The 16679-nt window shown below is 36.9% G+C and carries 15 protein-coding genes and 2 riboswitches; of the genes, 4 read left to right on the top strand and 11 right to left on the bottom strand.

Annotated features, from left to right (window positions below; all coding sequences use genetic code 11):
- Window positions 1-355: 355 nt before the first annotated feature.
- From ACQKMI_RS19565 to ACQKMI_RS19555, 3 genes are all read right to left on the bottom strand, one after another.
- Window positions 356-2344, bottom strand: a complete 1989-nt coding sequence (locus tag ACQKMI_RS19565; RefSeq protein ID WP_427491608.1) for a S9 family peptidase — start codon at window positions 2342-2344, stop codon at window positions 356-358.
- A 417-nt stretch (window positions 2345-2761) separates the two neighbouring features.
- Window positions 2762-3427 (bottom strand): precorrin-3B methylase, encoded by a 666-nt coding sequence (locus tag ACQKMI_RS19560; RefSeq protein WP_427491606.1) that lies wholly within the window; start codon window positions 3425-3427, stop codon window positions 2762-2764.
- 61 nt (window positions 3428-3488) lie between these two features.
- Entirely contained in the window at window positions 3489-4484 is a 996-nt protein-coding gene (locus tag ACQKMI_RS19555) for an ABC transporter substrate-binding protein (RefSeq protein WP_427491604.1), read from the bottom strand.
- 169 nt (window positions 4485-4653) lie between these two features.
- Window positions 4654-4840: riboswitch (cobalamin riboswitch) on the bottom strand.
- A 140-nt stretch (window positions 4841-4980) separates the two neighbouring features.
- Here ACQKMI_RS19555 and ACQKMI_RS19550 point away from each other — a divergent pair.
- Window positions 4981-6921: a GTP-binding protein gene (locus tag ACQKMI_RS19550; RefSeq protein WP_427491602.1), complete on the top strand. Its 1941-nt coding sequence runs from the start codon at window positions 4981-4983 to the stop codon at window positions 6919-6921.
- Window positions 6922-7114: 193 nt separating this feature from the next.
- Here ACQKMI_RS19550 and ACQKMI_RS19545 read toward each other — a convergent pair whose 3' ends face one another.
- The 4 genes from ACQKMI_RS19545 to ACQKMI_RS19530 form a co-directional block, all read right to left on the bottom strand.
- On the bottom strand, window positions 7115-7879 hold the full coding sequence (locus tag ACQKMI_RS19545) for a hypothetical protein (protein ID WP_427491600.1): 765 nt from the start codon (window positions 7877-7879) through the stop codon (window positions 7115-7117).
- 251 nt (window positions 7880-8130) lie between these two features.
- A riboswitch (cobalamin riboswitch) is annotated at window positions 8131-8314 on the bottom strand.
- Between the two features lie 308 nt (window positions 8315-8622).
- Window positions 8623-9033 (bottom strand): YkvA family protein, encoded by a 411-nt coding sequence (locus tag ACQKMI_RS19540; protein WP_427491598.1) that lies wholly within the window; start codon window positions 9031-9033, stop codon window positions 8623-8625.
- Between the two features lie 151 nt (window positions 9034-9184).
- Complete coding sequence (locus ACQKMI_RS19535) at window positions 9185-9574, bottom strand: spore coat protein (protein WP_427491597.1); 390 nt, start codon at window positions 9572-9574, stop codon at window positions 9185-9187.
- Between the two features lie 568 nt (window positions 9575-10142).
- Entirely contained in the window at window positions 10143-10421 is a 279-nt protein-coding gene (locus ACQKMI_RS19530; protein WP_427491595.1) for a hypothetical protein, read from the bottom strand.
- Between the two features lie 435 nt (window positions 10422-10856).
- On the opposite strand from ACQKMI_RS19530, the gene ACQKMI_RS19525 reads away from it, so the two are divergent.
- Window positions 10857-10964 (top strand): YjcZ family sporulation protein, encoded by a 108-nt coding sequence (locus tag ACQKMI_RS19525; protein ID WP_415732168.1) that lies wholly within the window; start codon window positions 10857-10859, stop codon window positions 10962-10964.
- A 261-nt stretch (window positions 10965-11225) separates the two neighbouring features.
- Here the strand turns inward: ACQKMI_RS19525 and ACQKMI_RS19520 are convergent, their stop codons facing one another.
- Window positions 11226-11828, bottom strand: a complete 603-nt coding sequence (locus ACQKMI_RS19520) for a hypothetical protein (protein WP_427491593.1) — start codon at window positions 11826-11828, stop codon at window positions 11226-11228.
- A gap of 263 nt (window positions 11829-12091) precedes the next feature.
- Between ACQKMI_RS19520 and ACQKMI_RS19515 the strand changes: the two genes are divergently transcribed.
- The gene (locus tag ACQKMI_RS19515) at window positions 12092-12199 is read left to right on the top strand and encodes a YjcZ family sporulation protein (protein WP_079561094.1); all 108 of its coding nucleotides are present in this window, start codon (window positions 12092-12094) and stop codon (window positions 12197-12199) included.
- Window positions 12200-12587: 388 nt separating this feature from the next.
- On the opposite strand, the gene ACQKMI_RS19510 is transcribed toward ACQKMI_RS19515, so the two are convergent.
- A complete protein-coding gene (locus tag ACQKMI_RS19510) occupies window positions 12588-14057 on the bottom strand; it encodes an amidase family protein (protein ID WP_427491591.1) in 1470 nt (489 codons plus the stop codon).
- 410 nt (window positions 14058-14467) lie between these two features.
- On the opposite strand from ACQKMI_RS19510, the gene ACQKMI_RS19505 reads away from it, so the two are divergent.
- Window positions 14468-14899, top strand: coding sequence for a DUF4181 domain-containing protein (locus tag ACQKMI_RS19505; RefSeq protein ID WP_427491589.1), 432 nt, complete (start codon window positions 14468-14470; stop codon window positions 14897-14899).
- 114 nt (window positions 14900-15013) lie between these two features.
- Here the strand turns inward: ACQKMI_RS19505 and ACQKMI_RS19500 are convergent, their stop codons facing one another.
- The gene (locus ACQKMI_RS19500; RefSeq protein ID WP_427491587.1) at window positions 15014-16261 is read right to left on the bottom strand and encodes a methyl-accepting chemotaxis protein; all 1248 of its coding nucleotides are present in this window, start codon (window positions 16259-16261) and stop codon (window positions 15014-15016) included.
- A 55-nt stretch (window positions 16262-16316) separates the two neighbouring features.
- The gene (locus tag ACQKMI_RS19495) at window positions 16317-16643 is read right to left on the bottom strand and encodes a hypothetical protein (protein WP_427491585.1); all 327 of its coding nucleotides are present in this window, start codon (window positions 16641-16643) and stop codon (window positions 16317-16319) included.
- Between the last annotated feature and the right edge of the window lie 36 nt (window positions 16644-16679).

The raw sequence follows: 16679 nt of genomic DNA, 5'->3' as shown, positions 1-16679 counted from the left end.
TCTACCCCGGCTACCGTTATCATATATCGATATAAAAAATGGTCAACCAGAAATATTTTCTGGCTGACCTTATAATACGATCGGGCGCGATTGTTTTAGAATTACTAGGTAGAAAATGATCAAACTTTATTATCAAAATCGCATAGTATTTCACAAAGAATTAACCCATTTTGATCAATCATTTTTCAAAAAGAGTTCTTATCATTTAACTTAAAATATGGATTTGGGGGATATTTCAGATCAAACTTTATTCCAAACCTACAAACGTCTACAATCATTTTAATGTTAATCGAGTAAAGTATTTTAAAAAGGTGGCCTAAGAAGATTTTCACTTCTTAAGCCACCAATATTTCTCTTATAGATAGTCCACAAACCAATCTCTAATATATTCTAGTCTATTAATTCGTAACGTTGGTTTTCCGCTCCTTGAAAGTTCGTGATTGGCTTCAGGGAAGCGCACAAATTTTGTTTCTTTTTTACGGTGTTTTAAGGCGATAAACAATTGCTCTGCTTGCTCAATCGGGCAGCGATAGTCTTTTTCACTGTGTAAAATTAACAATGGCGTCTCCACATTGTCCACATACTTAAGTGGTGAATGTTGCCATAGCTTCTCTATATCGTTTAGTCCCGCTTGGATTTGCCAGTCTGTAAAGTAATAGCCGATATCACTTACGCCATAAAAACTTATCCAGTTAGAAATGCATCGTTGCGTAACGGCTGCTTTAAAGCGATTTGTCTGTCCGACAATCCAGTTTGTCATGAAGCCCCCATAGCTTCCACCTGTAACACCGAGACGTTTTTGGTCAATAAAATCAAATTGCTCCAATGCATAATCAACAGCAGCCATTAGATCATAATAATCATTGCCGCCATAATCGCCACGGACTGCATCCACAAATTTTTGACCATATCCATGACTTCCACGAGGATTCGTATACAAAACCGCAAAGCCTTGAGCAGCAAGAATTTGGAATTCGTTAAAATAGGAATTGGCATACATTGCGTGCGGACCACCATGGATTTCAAGAATAAGTGGATATTTTTCCCCTTCCTCATATCCGATTGGCTTCATCATCCAGCCGCTTACTTTCCAGCCATCTGCCCCTTCATATTCAATTGCTTCTGGAACAGATAATGCTCTCGTCTTTAAAAATTCTTCATTAACTGTAGTAAGCTGTTCCTTTTCACCCGTATTTAAATTTACGTAAAATAGATCACCAGGGTTTGTAGTCGTGCTAATTGCGACTACCGCTCTATCATTTTTATCATCAAGCGAAAAACCATATACATACTGATCATCATGAATAGCTGGATATAATTCTCCCGATAGATTGCCAAAATAAATAGCTGTATTGCCGCGATCTGTCACTTGGAAGTAAAAGCTTTTATTATCCTCCAACCATTGGACACACGGAGCAACAACACCTTGAAGGAAATCGCCGACAACAAAATCACCGACAGGCGCGTCAAATTCACTCGTTACACATGTCTTATTGTTATTGTTCAAATCATAAATCCATAACTTTGCATGTGTTGCATTTTCAAATTCTCTTCCACTTCCAACATAAGCTATGAAGCGGCTGTTCGGAGACCATGAAGTTTGATAGAACACCCCTGCCCCTTCTGTTAGCTTGCGACCATGTTTCGTTTCTAGATCTAATAGGTAAATATCACTTATGAAGGAAAAGTCTAGGTCCTCTGTTAAGTCCGCAATGTACGAAAGATATTTACCGTTCGGAGACCATGTACCAAGCTGTAAATTATGTTTCCCTTCCGTCACTAGCTCTAATTCTCCTGATTCAAGATGAACGATCGCAATTTGATAAAATTGCTCCATATCTATAAATCCAGCTGCATCTGATTTATGTTTCATCTTCTCTATTTCAAGTGGTTTTAGCTCTTTGTCTTCTTTTTGATTCTTTTCAGCTTTATCATCGATGTTTTCATCTTTACCAAGCTTGATAGAGAAGGCGATTTTCTCTCCACAAGGAGACCAAGTAGGCGATGACGCACCGTTTTTACAATTGGTAACTTGTTTCGCTTCCCCACCTGCTTTAGAAAGAACAAAAATTTGTGGCATGCCATTTCTCGTTGACACAAACGCGATTTTACTGCCATCTGGAGACCAAACAGGTGAATTCGTTTTATCTTCACCAAATGTCCATTGTTGCGGTTTTTTATCATTTAAGTTTATGTAAAATAAATTAGAAACATAGTCCTTTTTCTTCTCATCAATATGAGTCTCTACATACACAACTTCTGTTCCATCAGGTGATACTTGTGGATCTGCCACTGATTTTAATTGATATAGATCTTCTGGTTTCATCCCTTGTTTCAATGTCATAATTACCCTATCCCCTTTGTGAGAAAATTTCGTTACGTAATACAATATTTCGACACCCTAAGTATTATTCCTCTTTTTTAGGAAAATTTGTTTTTACCTATAGACTTTTTTGGAGCGATGTTATATTACATATGAATTTTTAACAGCTCTACGAAAACCAAACAACTCAACAATGTTTTTTTGTTATAGGCTGGGACAAAAATTATCAAAACCTAAAAAGCGCAAGAAATCAATTTTAAAAACAATGATTTCTTGCGTTTTTATGATGTAAAAATCTCTCTTTTCTCTATTAAGGCAAATCGATATACTGATGATAATCCACTTCTAGCTTTTTATCATCATATGAAGCGTCTTATCGGACGCACCTAGGAAAGCACCTGGTCGGTACGGGAATCAAGCCCACGTTATGCTAATGAGTCAGATTAAGTCTTTCCAATAATCAGCGCATTTTGTTCTGCGGTAAAATTTATAAAAGGGTTCATTCGGACGAGCATGTTCCTTATAGAGCTCAATGATTCGCTTTAAAAAGACTTCAATATGCTTCACTCCTACCCTTTTCGCAAACAGAGTCCCGGCTTGTGCATTCGCCCCCATCGGTATTGCTCCTAAATAGACATCAAAGCTATCCTTTTGATAGACAAGCCCAATATCATCATATACCGCATTGTAACAAGCAGAAGCACAGCCATTTACGTTTACCCGTAATCTTGTAGGGACAGTTATTCCTTCTAATGAATGATATAGCTTTTCTGTAATCGGTGCTGCCTCCATCTTATCACCATCACAAAAATCACATGCTTTCATCGCTACAATCGGCCCTTGCTTTGACACAAATAGGCTAGCGTTTTCTAGCTCCTCAATCGTCTTTTCTACATCTACTGTTGGGATTGATAATAATATACTGTAAGAGGCAGAGTATTTGATGGCACCAGTTTCCCCTACAACCTTTGCTATTGTTTGGAATTGCGCAGAGGTATAATGTTTATTAATAATGCCTGGGCTTATGGCAAGGCGAGTAAAATCTCCATTATTGTTTAGCTTTTCGAAGGTTTTGTCTGGTATATTCGAACGGAATGCATTCATCAATACTTCTCCTTATGAAAAAGGAGCTAGCTAATCGCTTGCCCCCAATGTATTTAGTAGCTTAAAAGCTTTCGGGATAGAAGCCTTTCGCCAAAATTTGAATGGCTTCTGCAGCACGCAACCCTTCAGACGCGGCGGAAAGTGGTAAGATCACAAAGCGTTCGTTTTTGACCGCTTCCATTTCTTTCAAGGCTGGATCATTTTTTAAGAAATTTATTTTTGCTTTCGCCGTTGTTTCTCCGTAATCTATGACAACTATAACTGCTGGATTACGTTCTACAGCATCTTCTTTGGACACCGTAGTCCATCCTGATTCCACATCACTAAAAATATTTTTACCGCCAGCCATCGTAACAAGCTCATTCATAAAGTTTTGTCCAGCAGTGAAGACATCTTTATCACCACTATCAAACACTAAAACACGCAGGTCTTCTCCATCTTGCGGTAATTTTGCACGGACAGCCTCTACATCCTTTGTCATTTTTTCAATTAAAGCTTCTCCACGATCCTCAACAAGGAAAATTTTTGCGATATTTCGAATATCTGTGAAAATATCATCTAAAGTTGGTTTCGTCATGCTTGAGGCTGTATGTAAATAAGTGTGAATCCCTAATGTGTCAAGCTCTTCCTGTGTACCAACACCTTTCTCTCCAAAGGCGCTTTTCCAACCACCATATAAAAAATCTGCTTCTACATCAATAACCTGCTCTTTTGTAGGATACTGTTTAGCTAGCACGGGCACTTTATCGTAGGCCGCTTGTAAGGGCTCGAAAATTTTGTCATCTAAGTATGCCGTTCCTACCATTGAATCTTCTAAACCTAAAGCCAACATAATTTCTGTCACATGTTGATTTAAGCTAATCGCTTTTTTAGGTGCTTCCTTATATACTTGTGTTGTTCCATTATTTTCAATCGTTAATTCTGTCTTTTCAGCTTGTGAAGGCTCTACTTTCTCACCTTGAGCAGCAGATTCTGGTTTGTCCTTTTCACTACACGCACCCACTATTGCTATCAATGCTATCGCAAAGACTAGCCATAAGCTTTTCCATTTCTTCATGTCCTCTTCTCCTTTGATGTTAAATATATAGAAAGAAATCGTTTAGACTCCTTTGCTACCAGTTAGCGCTTCTAGAAAAGGGCATAAAAAAACCCCCTTGTTTCCAAGAGGTTAGCATAGCGAAAGAAAGGTTTTTCAACCTATTCACTATCCCCATCCTCGTGGTTTAAGTAAAAAATATAGATTGGCAGGTATCCTGGCTTAGGTTCATCATCTATACGCCTTCCCATAGCGTGGCTACAGTGGCATCTTGTATAGACTCTCCATTTACAGTTGCGGGACAGCATCGGATTTGCACCGATTTCCCTTTTAAGCAAATGACAAAGGTCATTTGCACCAATACGTCGTTTTTATTTAGTTGTAAATGTTGACTGACTAGTAAATTCACAATCATACATATATTAACACTATTGCGACATAAACACTATATGAAATATTTTTTATACCAATTCTGTTACAATGTTGTTAATGAATCAATAGAAACGAGGATCTTTTTATGCATGTAACAATTGGAGTACTTGCTCACGTCGATGCCGGTAAAACAACATTTTCCGAGCAGTTACTATTTCACACAAACAGTATTCAAGCCCGTGGGCGAGTGGATCACCAGGACACATTTCTAGATAATCATGAACTGGAGCGTCAGCGAGGCATAACGATTTTTGCGGAGCAAGGTCGCATGACGCTTGGAGATGTTACATATACATTGATCGATACACCTGGGCACGTCGATTTCTCCCCAGAGATGGAGCGCGCCATTCGGGTAATGGATTATGCCATCATTATTGTAAGTGCCGTCGAAGGAATACAAGGCCATACCGAAACTGTGTGGCAACTTTTACGCCAATATCACGTCCCAACCTTCTTTTTTATCAACAAAATTGATCGCGAAGGGGCAGATGTTGAAGCCGTTATGGAGCAGCTTCAAAAGGATTGCTCTGCGGATGTTCTATTCGTAGACGAACCGCTCCGTGCTGACTATGTTTCAAATGATATGATGGAGTGGATTGCTGAACGTGATGAGCAGCTTCTCGATGCTTTTCTTAATGAGACATTGGATAGCTCAAGCTGCATGACTCATATACACAAGTTGATTAAACAGGAAAAAGCCTTTTTGTGTTTTACTGGCTCTGCCTTAAAAGATATTGGGATAAAGGAGTTCCTAGCACAGCTCCCCCTCCTTACAGAGACACATTTTAATAACAATGCTCCGTTTCAAGGTGAGGTGTTTAAAATTCGTCATGATGGACATCAACGCTTAACTTTTATCAAGGCTTTACAAGGAACGTTACATGTCCGTGATGAACTTTCATTTGGAGACGTTACTGAAAAAGTGACTGAGATTCGACTATACAACGGCAGCCGTTATGAAACAGCTCAAGAGGTCCAGGCTGGGGAGATTTTCGCAGTTAAAGGGATTAGTCAATCAAACATTGGCGATATCATCGGTTATTCAAGTAATCCTCAGCCCTATGAGTTAGTACCGACTTTACAGGCAAAAGTACACTATGAAGGCGATCAGCATATAAAGGAAGTTTTAAAAACTTTCCGCATACTTGAAGTAGAAGAACCTTCATTACGTGTGCTATGGCATGAAAAATTTCAAGAAATTCATGTACATATTATGGGTGTCATCCAACTCGAGGTGCTTATCGAAGTGCTTCATACACGCTTCTCGCTAGACATTTCATTTAGCGATCCACAGATTTTGTATATGGAAACGATCGCCACAACTGTGACAGGCTATGGCCATTTTGAGCCATTAAAGCATTACGCAGAAGTCCATTTATTGATGGAGCCAAATACACGCGGTACCGGCAATACATTTGTCAACACATGCCACGCGGATGATTTATCAGTTGGGCATCAACGACTTATTGAAAAACATTTATTCGAGCGCGATCATCATGGGCTGTTAACCGGTTTTCCCGTGACAGATATTCGCTTCACGCTCTTAACGGGACGCGCACATATTAAACATACTGAAGGTGGCGATTTCCGTGAAGCAACATTCCGTGCATTACGGCAAGGGCTGGAACAAGCAGAAAATGTATTACTTGAGCCATATTACCGCTTTAAACTTAAAGCGCCTAGTGATTTTATTGGTCGCATGATGACAGACATTCAGCAAGCTGCCGGTACATTTGACGCGCCCATCATAACTGAACATGATGCGATTGTAACCGGTCGAGCCCCTGTCTCAACATTTATGAACTACAGTACAACCTTTGCCGCCTACACCAATGGGAAAGGCGTACTCTCACTACAATTTGATGGCTACGATACGTGTCACGATACAGAAGACATTATTGAGCAAATTGGCTACGATAAGAACGCCGATCCTGAATATTCATCCTCTAGTATTTTTTGCGCAAAAGGCAAGGGCTACTCCGTTCCATGGCACGAGGCACAAGCAGCGATGCATTGTATTGACTAAATTTTAAAAAACAGGACATGATTTGTTAGATCAATGTCCTGTTTTTCATGTTTCGTGGGTATTATCTTGTCTCGCGCGGGTATTTGCTTTCCTTCCGCGGGTATTTACCTTTCTTCCGCGGGTATTCCCACTGCTATCGCGGGTATTTCCCCTGCTATCGCGGGTATTCATCTTCACCCCGCGCATTTTTAATTCACAAAGCTTGTATCATTTTCTGTGTCTGTTTGAAAATGCGATATGAAGGTTCCACAACAACGTAGCTGTGGGAATAAGAGAAATCCATTAAAACCTTGCCAGGTCTACTTTTCAAAAGTTGTAAATTATCAATCAGTTCGAGCAATAGTTCATGACCTTTACCACGTGGGTGCCAGTTTAAATGATAATCATTTAGTTCCTTCACAGCTTCTAAAAATTGATGATACTCTCGCTCTACAAAATTAATCAGTTGTTTATTTTTATGAGCTACTCGTGATAAATCGTCTAAATATACTTCATAAAAACGCATCACTATCGAGCACAATAAATCATTTACCCGAGCAGCACTTAGTATTGGCTTAGGAGCATGGGCAAGTCGCTCTATATTTGGTTTTGCACGAGTCGAATCAATGCGTGTAATTAAATGATAATGTTCACCATTCACCTCGTACATAATTGGATTTGTCGGCATATACATCATAAAATCATTTGTTTTTGTTTTTAGTTGATCTGTAATGTTAGCCTTTGCAAAAAGGTGCCCATTAAAACTTTCATTTTGAATCCAAATAATATCTTTGTTATATAAAATTTGATCAAACAATCGTTCATTACTAATAAGGTTGCTAGCTATTAATTGATCGACAATTGATTCTACAACCATTCTTGTTGTAGCTTTCTTGACAACTTCAGTGCGTGGCTGCTTACAAATTTTCATTTCTACATATTGCGATTCCTGTGCTGTACTTTCATGAATATTCGTCATAATTCCATCCTCTTTTCGTACATATTTTCCAAAACGGAAGTCTTCTTTCGCATAAAAAAAGGATCTCCTACAATTAGAGGAAATCCTTCATTCTATCTTTTTCATTCATCACATAATGTCAAATTATACCCAAGAATAAAAGAATTGCCTCGAAAGCGACTACCTTCTTTTATTTTGGCTGCTTGACGTACAGTGACGAACAGAGCATTCTGTTTTGTCAACATGCCACCTCCTATTCCTCGTAGGGTTATGGTGTGTACTCATAATAGGCAGGTATCCTGACTCATGATCATCGCTACTTTTCCCCTTCCCATCGTTTAACAGTGGTATATGAAAAGTCGCTCACATTTACAGTTGCGGGACAGTGTCGGATTTGCACCGACTTCCCTTTTAAGTAAATTGCACGCAATTTACACCTATTACTCCACGCTATTCAGTTGTGAGATATTTAAAATACTCCACATTCCTGTTGAATTATTAAAATCAATTGTAAAGGTGTGTGGATTAAAAGTCAATTGATGTCAGTTTAAAAGTAAATTTTCATATTTCTCCATATTATTACAAATAAAAAAGAGGACGATTCACTCATAAAAGAAAAAAAGACTACAGCTAAATACTATAGTCCTTCCGTTACCCTCTAAACAGATATACCAAAGTGAAATAATAAAATTCCATCTCTATGTTGAATGAATATCTGAAAGTAATTGTTCAGCAAGAAAGAAGGAGTTTTGCTGAACAATACATTAAATATGATGAATAATAACTTTACAAATCCAAACAGCAAAGATAATCCAAATAATTATAAAAAGAATGCCAACAAACCAATTCTTAGGTTTTCCAGATTGTTTTAACTTTTCCGCAGATTCTTTATTATCATCAATCACATATGTTGGAATTAATTTTAATGCAAGGATTATTCCAAAAGGTACAATTATCAAATCATCGACGTATCCTAGAACAGGAATGAAATCTGGAATTAAATCTATAGGGCTAAAGGCATAAGCAACTACAAATATTGCCACAAGTTTAGCATACCATGGGGTTCTTGGATCTTTATAAGACAAGTAGAGTACAAATAAATTTTGTTTTATTTTTTTGCAAAGGATTTGAATTTTGATAGTAAATTGTATCTCATAGAAAAAATGCTCCCCCATTCCTACCAAGTATATATCATAAAAGTAAATGGAGAAACAGAACACAGTGTTAAACATCCTTCAAAATAAAAAACAAGCAACCAATAAAATTGATCGCTTGTTTTCAATATAAAACCCACCCTTATTGTGGGGGATATATAACAATATTCATCTAATTAATGAAATCTTGAGGAACACATTCACGAACACCAGAATTTCTCAAGGAGTTAAATAATGCTGCACCGATTCTTAGTAAAACATTGTTATCTGTTCCATTTTCTAAATCATAAATTACGTAGTATGCATTATCAACTGTAAAAATACATTTTCGTTCTAATTTAAATCCAGGTGGTACAGGTGGAAGAGTAATAACTGGTCGAATCACAGGTGTATCTCCTTCATCTCTGATAAAATTGAAAGTTTGTTGGTCAATCTCATAGATATTAACTGGATCAATCTCCACACCTTGAGCTGGAATTGTAATTTCATCTTCAACTAATAGGAAAAATCGTTCGTTTCGAAAATTGAAAAGACTTCTCGCTCCAATTTCAAATGATGCCATTTTATATTCACCTCCTCTTCTATTCAATATTTTATTCATATCAAATACAGTTGTTTGGACAAAAAGGAAGGTGGAGTGAAGAATAATATAATAATAGTCATTTATATTAGTTGTTCTATCATGACTGCTAAAGAAGTAAACGTTGAATACATGGAAGTTGTTTAATTTCTATTGTAGAATAGATAAGTTACTCGATTATGTGCTGAACAAGTGATAAAGGCTTATGAAGAATATACAGATTCCATACCTTATTTAAATGCAGATAATGAAACTGTTGAAGATGTTATTTGGAGATTGGAACAATCCATCTACACATTTTGTAGATTTAATCTGTCTTTATGTTTTAATAACAACAATCTTTTAGAAAACAGCCTTCTTTTTTATGGGCGTGTGAAAATTGATATGGTAGCATACAAAATAAACAGTTTGGGGTATCCGCTTCTTGTCAATACTTTTCTAATCTAATTCGAATTATTCCTTGCTTGCTGTAATCTACATTAATAATGCGATAACTCACATTATAAACAGTTACTTTAGCATATGTATCCTCATTTAATCCAAAATACTCCTAGTACTCCTTACTTGCTTCATTATCACGTACTGTAATCTCATAGATTGGTTCATTCAGATTAACCGCTTCATTAGATGAGATTGAAAAATCTTTGTATTTTAAAATTGTAGGAATAACACCTACTAAAGTTTCAACTGTTTCATAAATTGGTCTATCCATCTTGTCATATCCTACTATAATTTCTTCTAATTCATATCGTGCAATTGAATAGTTACAATACTCTAATGTTCCCTTATACTTTCCTACACACATTTCTAAAATATCTGACGTAACCATGTAAATATTATCGCTATCCTCTTTTATCTTAGTGTAATCACCACACTGGAATAAACTTAATGAATGGATATGATACGAGGAATTAGGACTGTATGTAGAATTAGTTATTACTGCATTAATCGAAAATGGATTTTCCTCGTAAAAGTTAAAATTATATGGAGTTTGGATTGTCTTGATCGTATCTTGAATTAACTTTTCATCTAATCACTTCATTTAATCACCTCTCAATTGTATAAAAGGAATGTACTGCTACTATTATTGCTTACTTTAATCTGTCTAATTTTATTGTCCAGTTGGTCTATACGTGCCCTTAAACTCTCGTGGAACTCGGTAACTGTAAGGTCGTCTAGCTTAATTGACCTCATGGGTAAGACAAATATCGCAATTCCTTTTAACAACTGTACATATAATAAATTATAGAAAGGAGGCAATATTATGTCTCAATATTACGGAAGTGGAACTGGTTCAGCATTTGCGCTAATTGTTGTTCTATTCATTCTATTGATTATTGTCGGCGCTACTTTCATGATGAAAGGTTATTAATACCAATTACCAACTATAATGCTCATAACTGTTGTAAGGGAATACTAATTTAACCTTACACCTCCAAAACTTTACTAAGGGTCGCTATCCTCCGGGTGATCCATTTAATTTTTCCTCTTTCAATTTCGTACTCAACCTCTCAAGGCATAATAAAAAGCACCTCAATTGAGATGCTTCACTAAAAATAATAATAATTCTTATTAAAACTTCATACTACATTCATTTACTTTGGTTATTATTAAACAACTCATGTTTAAATTTCTAACTACAAACAGCGGCATCAATATACTGTGTATCTATGGCAAAATAAACCCACTGATATCCATCATAATAATAACCCCCTACAGAGTTAGCTCCTAAATTAGTTGGAAAATACCAAAATTCACTTCCATCGGTCATCCAAACATACGTATATTTATTAAGGCAATTTGACATAACGCCCGAATCTATTAGGTAATTAAATCCTTGAGGCTTTTGAGGCGTATATTGAGGAGGTGGTGATGTTGGATATCCACTTCCTGGTACTGGATAGACTCCTCCTCCTGGTACTGGTACTGGTATTACTATCGGTATTACTCTTGGGAATCTTCGTGGGAATCTTCCTGGGAATCCTCCTGGCATTCCTCCTGGGAATCTTCCTGGCATTCCTCCTGGGAATCTTCCTGGCATTCCTCCTGGGAATCTTCCTGGCATTCCTCCTGGCATTCCTCCTGGGAATCTTCCTGGCATTCCTCCTGGCATTCCTCCTGGGAATCTTCCTGGCATTCCTCCTGGCATTCTACTTGGCATTCCTCCTGGCATTCTACTTGGCATTCCTCCTGGCATTCTACTTGGCATTCCTCCTGGCATTCTACTTGGCATCATCGGAAATCACCTTCACCAGGTACTTGAGCAAGAGCATTTTGAGTATCTGCAGTCCAATTTGGGTAATAACCAAAATTCACTTCATCATTCTCCTTTATGATTTAATATGCAAATGAAATCAAATACTTTTTAATCAACAATCAATCTCATTATATTAGTCATAATATGTGAAGCACGGGCTTTAATCTCGTTTAAGTAAGACAAATATCACAATTCCTTTTAACAACTGTACATATAATAAATTATAGAGAGGAGGCGATACTATGTCTGAATATTACGGGAGTGGAACTGGTTCAGCATTTGCGCTAATTGTTGTTCTATTCATTCTTTTGATTATTGTCGGTGCTACTTTCATGATGAAAGGTTATTAATACTAATTACCACCTATAATGCTCATAACTGTTGTAAGGGAATACTTTTTTAAACCTTACACCTTCAAAACTTTACAAAGGATCGCTATCCTCCGGGTGATCCTTTTAAATTTCATACTCAACCTCCTGAGGTATAATAAAAAGCCACACCTCGTTGATGTGTCCTTTATGTATGAAGTCTATTCCGTGCAGCTTTGTTTAACTCCTTGAGAAATTCTGGAGTTCGTGAATGCGTTCCTCAAGATTTCATGTATTAAATGGGTATTGTTGTATATCCCCTCAAAACGGGTTTGTTCTACACATTCTTATTAGATTATTAAAATCAAATATAAAGTTTCAAAACTCCTGCTTCTTTACGCTTAATTACCCATTTGAGTCTGATAGGATCTTATGACAACTTCGGGACTTTTCGTAAATTACTTGCTTGTTCATATGAAAATGCAAGTTTTATTAAAACATCTTCACTAAATGCAGTTCCTGCGAAAGTTATGCCAAACGGTCTGCCATTTTTCATATACCCTGCAGGGACGGCAATAGATGGATATCCGGCTTTCGCACTAATTGTCGAGCCTATATATGATGGAAACATTATCGCATCTAAGTCATATTTTTTTAATGTATTATCTATTCCTTGTTCTTGAGAAAAATACAAGTCCTCTAGTTTTGCATTTAGATAGTCAGAATCTCTTAAAGTGTTCGGTAAATTCTCTTTCGTTTCCAATTTGTCCTGCCCATATTTTAACGACTTTTCTTCCGATAGTTTATTAAATTGAATTAACTCAGAGATAGAATGTACAGGCATGTGGGATGGTAGATTTACAAGGAAATTATTTAAACTATGCTTAAATTCATATTGCGGTACTCCCCATTTCCAGTCCCTATGGAAAGAAGGAATATCGATGTCTTCAAAAATAACGGCTCCTTGCTCTCTTAAAACCTGAATTGCATTATTAAAAAGGGTTTCGTCATATTCTTCTGACTCATAATAAGTTTTGGAGGCATTCCTATAAACACCAATTCTAGCGCCCTTTAATCCTGTAGCATCTAAAAAGATTGAGTAGTCTTGATGGATCCTTCTTTCACTTTTATATGTAGCTACGTCGTCTTTATCTACTCCAGTTAATACGCCCAATAAAATAGCTGTATCTGTAACCGTTCTTGCCATTGGTCCTGCTGTGTCTTGAGAGTATGTAAACGGAATAATACCCTGACGACTTATGAGCCCTACAGTCGGTTTTATGCCGACTACTGAATTTGTAATAGCAGGACTTAAAATCGAGGCATCTGTCTCCGTTCCAATTGATAGAACAGCAAAATTCGATGCCACTGCTACCGCTGACCCCGAGCTGGATCCTCCAACATACAGTTCTGGATCTCCATAAGGATTAAGTGTTTGTCCACCTCGAGAACTATACCCCGCCCACATCGTACTCGACATACCGTTCGCTAATTCAGTCATATTTGCTTTCCCTAAAATAACAGCCCCCGCTTCACGAAGCTTTTTTACTAGAAATGCATCCTGCTCAGCTAAATAGTTTTCTAATGCAATTGCGCCTGCACTAGTATGCATAAAATCTTTCGTTTCGATATTGTCTTTTAAAACAACCGGAATTCCGTGTAAAGGTCCTCTAACCCCTTTTGTCACTCTTTCCTCATCTAAAGCTTCAGCAATAAATATCGCTTCAGGATTAATTTCAAGCATTGAATTAATTTTCCGTCCACTTTGGTCATGCTTAGCAATTCTGTGTAAATAATACATAGTTAATTCTTTTGATGTGATCTCACCGTGTTCCATAGCTACCTGAATATCTATAACTGACATTTCTTCTCTAAGAAAGCTATTAAAATTTATCCCCATTTAAGTTCCCCACCCTTCTTTCAAAATTATACCAACAACTACAAAAAATCACAAAATGTCATTCATATTTCAAAATGCCCGTAGGTTCCCACGGGTATTTCCATTGATTACCGATTTACCATTTCAGTTCTATCACATACTGTATTGCGCTACACTCTCTATACATATAGAATTATCGAGATCATTGAAAATGTTTAGGGGCATTTGAGGTGTCGTTATGTGCTTATATGGCGTGTTTATATATTAAACTCTTTCAAAATGTCAGAGAAGGTTGGAATATAACCCTTCATGTTTTATTAGGGAGTTTATGTTTTTTAGGAATTTTATTCATTGTTCAAGCAATAAAAATACATAAATAATCCGGAGCTACTTTAGCCTTAGAAAATGGCGGTTTTGAGAGGTAAATGACATTGAATACTATTATTATCGAACTAAGAACATTAATGCTTTTTCTAATTGTGCTACTAGTAATAATTAGTCTTTTTGGATTTGTAATAAGGAAGTTACTAGGTGCTGAGAGAAAAAAATGGTTTTCTCATGATTTCCTGAACGAAAGACATAGAAAACTTGATCTGTCGGTACGATTACTTTTTACGACTCTAGTATTAATTAGCGCGTATTATACAATTAACACTGATACGGTTGAAATTGCATGGTATTTTGAAACATGGTTTATCATAATTGTCTTTTTAGTATCCTCTGAAATTTTACGAGCATTTATGGACTGGAAATACGCAGAAAATAGAAAAGACTTTGTTGCTACTATCGCAGAAATGATGTTTATGATTTGCATAGTATTTTTAACGATAAAAACTGATTTTTTCGGCTTATTTAATAGTTAATTCGAAAGCTATTAGCCACAGGTAATTGAGTAGACCTCACTTTAAATAGAAAAGGCTATTTCGCAGAAAGGTTTCCCCTGCAAAAATAGCCTCTTTTATTTATATTTCTTTCAATTAGTTACTAAATCTCTGTGTAAGCTTTTGTAAATTTTCAGCTTGTACACATAGGTCTTGTGACACTACCATGTTGACCGCTTGCATAGAGGCACTTTGCTCATCAACTGACTGTAGAACGACTTCTGTGGAATTCGTTAAACTATCCATTCCATTTGCGATAGTCGAAACTAATTTTGTAACCTCATTCGCACTACTTGTAAGCTCTTCAGCGGTTGCGGAAATATCCTCTAGCTGGTTCGTCATTTTGCTAACATGCTGAGAGATCGTACCAAATGACTTTGTAGCCTCATCAATGACATAGACGCCCTGCTGAACGTTTTTCAAGTCTTCTTCGACAGAGGTAGCTACTTGTTTTGTATCGCTTTCAATGCCAACTACTAGCTCGACAATTTGAATAGCCGAATTCTTAGATTGCTCCGCTAATTTTCGAACTTCTTCCGCTACTACAGCAAAGCCTTTACCATGCTCTCCTGCACGCGCCGCTTCAATCGCTGCATTTAATGCAAGTAAATTCGTTTGATCTGTAATAGCGGTAATCATGTCTGTCATCGATTTTATATCTGTCATTTTGCCTGATAATTGCTGCATTAATTGACTTGTTTTTTCAGTAGATTCAGAAATGAATTCCATTTGATTTTTAGCTACGTGTAAAATTTCCGCACCACTACCTGCAATGTCATTTGCTTCTTTAGCATGATCAAATACATCTTGCGTAGCCACGGTAATACGTTCAATGCCATCAGCAGTTTCCTGCATAGCTATAGCGCTTTCATTTGCAGACTGCGCTGCTTTCTTAAGACCCTCAGTCGTATTCTCCATTTGTGAATCAACTTCGTTTACTGCATCTGTAATTTCATTTGTACTTGCTGATAGCTCCTCAATGCTCGCTGATAAATCTGTAGAACTACTAGCAATTTTTTGTGTCATCGTATGTAATTGTTCCTTCATCTCAATAAACGCTTTAGCTAACTCTGCAACCTCATCATTGGAATTTATTTCGATAGGAGAAGTGTCCATATTCCCCTCAGCTATAGCTTGGGCGGAAACTGCTAATTGTTTAATTGGCTTGATAATTTTATATTTCACATAGAAAATACACGAAATGGTCATAGTCATTCCTATTACTGTTAATAAAGTGGATAGCCATTCTAATGAGGTTAAATTTGTCAGGTCTATAATCAAAATAACACCCATGAGAACATTTAAAATAGAAAAGCCAATTATACTTTTTTTCCGTAAACTCATACTAAATTCCCCCAACTATAATATTATTTCTAGAAATAATTATAGTTTAAATATCCTAAAATGCATAGAAAAAAGTCCATTTTTTGTAAGAATAAAGAATCACAACAGAAAAAGTGTTTTCATATTGTTCAAAACTATTTTGTTTAAGATGTGATATAAAAGTTTGACTCTTTCTTGAGGCTGATTTCCGTAAAGACAAGGCGTTTTCCAAAAGGGGGGGTGGTGGACCTGCAAATGTTTCCTGCGCGAAAGCGAAGCGCCAGCGGCAAATGTATTCTGCGCGAAAGCGGAGCGCCAACAAACACTCGCCCACAGGAATATAATCGAAACGGCAATCAACCCTATTAAGCTGCACAACATTCACCCAGATTCCCTTGACCAATTAGTTTTCAACAACAAAAAAGCACTTTGCTCTAGA

The organism is Lysinibacillus sp. NPDC097214 (assembly GCF_050277945.1).
Classification (GTDB): Bacteria; Bacillota; Bacilli; order Bacillales_A; family Planococcaceae; genus Lysinibacillus; species Lysinibacillus xylanilyticus_B.
This window is presented reverse-complemented; position numbering and strand designations above follow the sequence as displayed.

Excerpts from the sequence above, each read along its gene's own strand:
- ACQKMI_RS19565 (WP_427491608.1), bottom strand. The coding sequence starts at position 2,344 with ATGACATTGAAACAAGGGATGAAACCAGAAGATCTATATCAATTAAAA.
- ACQKMI_RS19560 (WP_427491606.1), bottom strand. The coding sequence starts at position 3,427 with ATGAATGCATTCCGTTCGAATATACCAGACAAAACCTTCGAAAAGCTA.
- ACQKMI_RS19555 (WP_427491604.1), bottom strand. The coding sequence starts at position 4,484 with ATGAAGAAATGGAAAAGCTTATGGCTAGTCTTTGCGATAGCATTGATA.
- ACQKMI_RS19550 (WP_427491602.1), top strand. The coding sequence starts at position 4,981 with ATGCATGTAACAATTGGAGTACTTGCTCACGTCGATGCCGGTAAAACA.
- ACQKMI_RS19545 (WP_427491600.1), bottom strand. The coding sequence starts at position 7,879 with ATGACGAATATTCATGAAAGTACAGCACAGGAATCGCAATATGTAGAA.
- ACQKMI_RS19540 (WP_427491598.1), bottom strand. The coding sequence starts at position 9,033 with ATGGGGGAGCATTTTTTCTATGAGATACAATTTACTATCAAAATTCAA.
- ACQKMI_RS19535 (WP_427491597.1), bottom strand. The coding sequence starts at position 9,574 with ATGGCATCATTTGAAATTGGAGCGAGAAGTCTTTTCAATTTTCGAAAC.
- ACQKMI_RS19530 (WP_427491595.1), bottom strand. The coding sequence starts at position 10,421 with ATGGTTACGTCAGATATTTTAGAAATGTGTGTAGGAAAGTATAAGGGA.
- ACQKMI_RS19525 (WP_415732168.1), top strand. The coding sequence starts at position 10,857 with ATGTCTCAATATTACGGAAGTGGAACTGGTTCAGCATTTGCGCTAATT.
- ACQKMI_RS19520 (WP_427491593.1), bottom strand. The coding sequence starts at position 11,828 with ATGATGCCAAGTAGAATGCCAGGAGGAATGCCAAGTAGAATGCCAGGA.
- ACQKMI_RS19515 (WP_079561094.1), top strand. The coding sequence starts at position 12,092 with ATGTCTGAATATTACGGGAGTGGAACTGGTTCAGCATTTGCGCTAATT.
- ACQKMI_RS19510 (WP_427491591.1), bottom strand. The coding sequence starts at position 14,057 with ATGGGGATAAATTTTAATAGCTTTCTTAGAGAAGAAATGTCAGTTATA.
- ACQKMI_RS19500 (WP_427491587.1), bottom strand. The coding sequence starts at position 16,261 with ATGAGTTTACGGAAAAAAAGTATAATTGGCTTTTCTATTTTAAATGTT.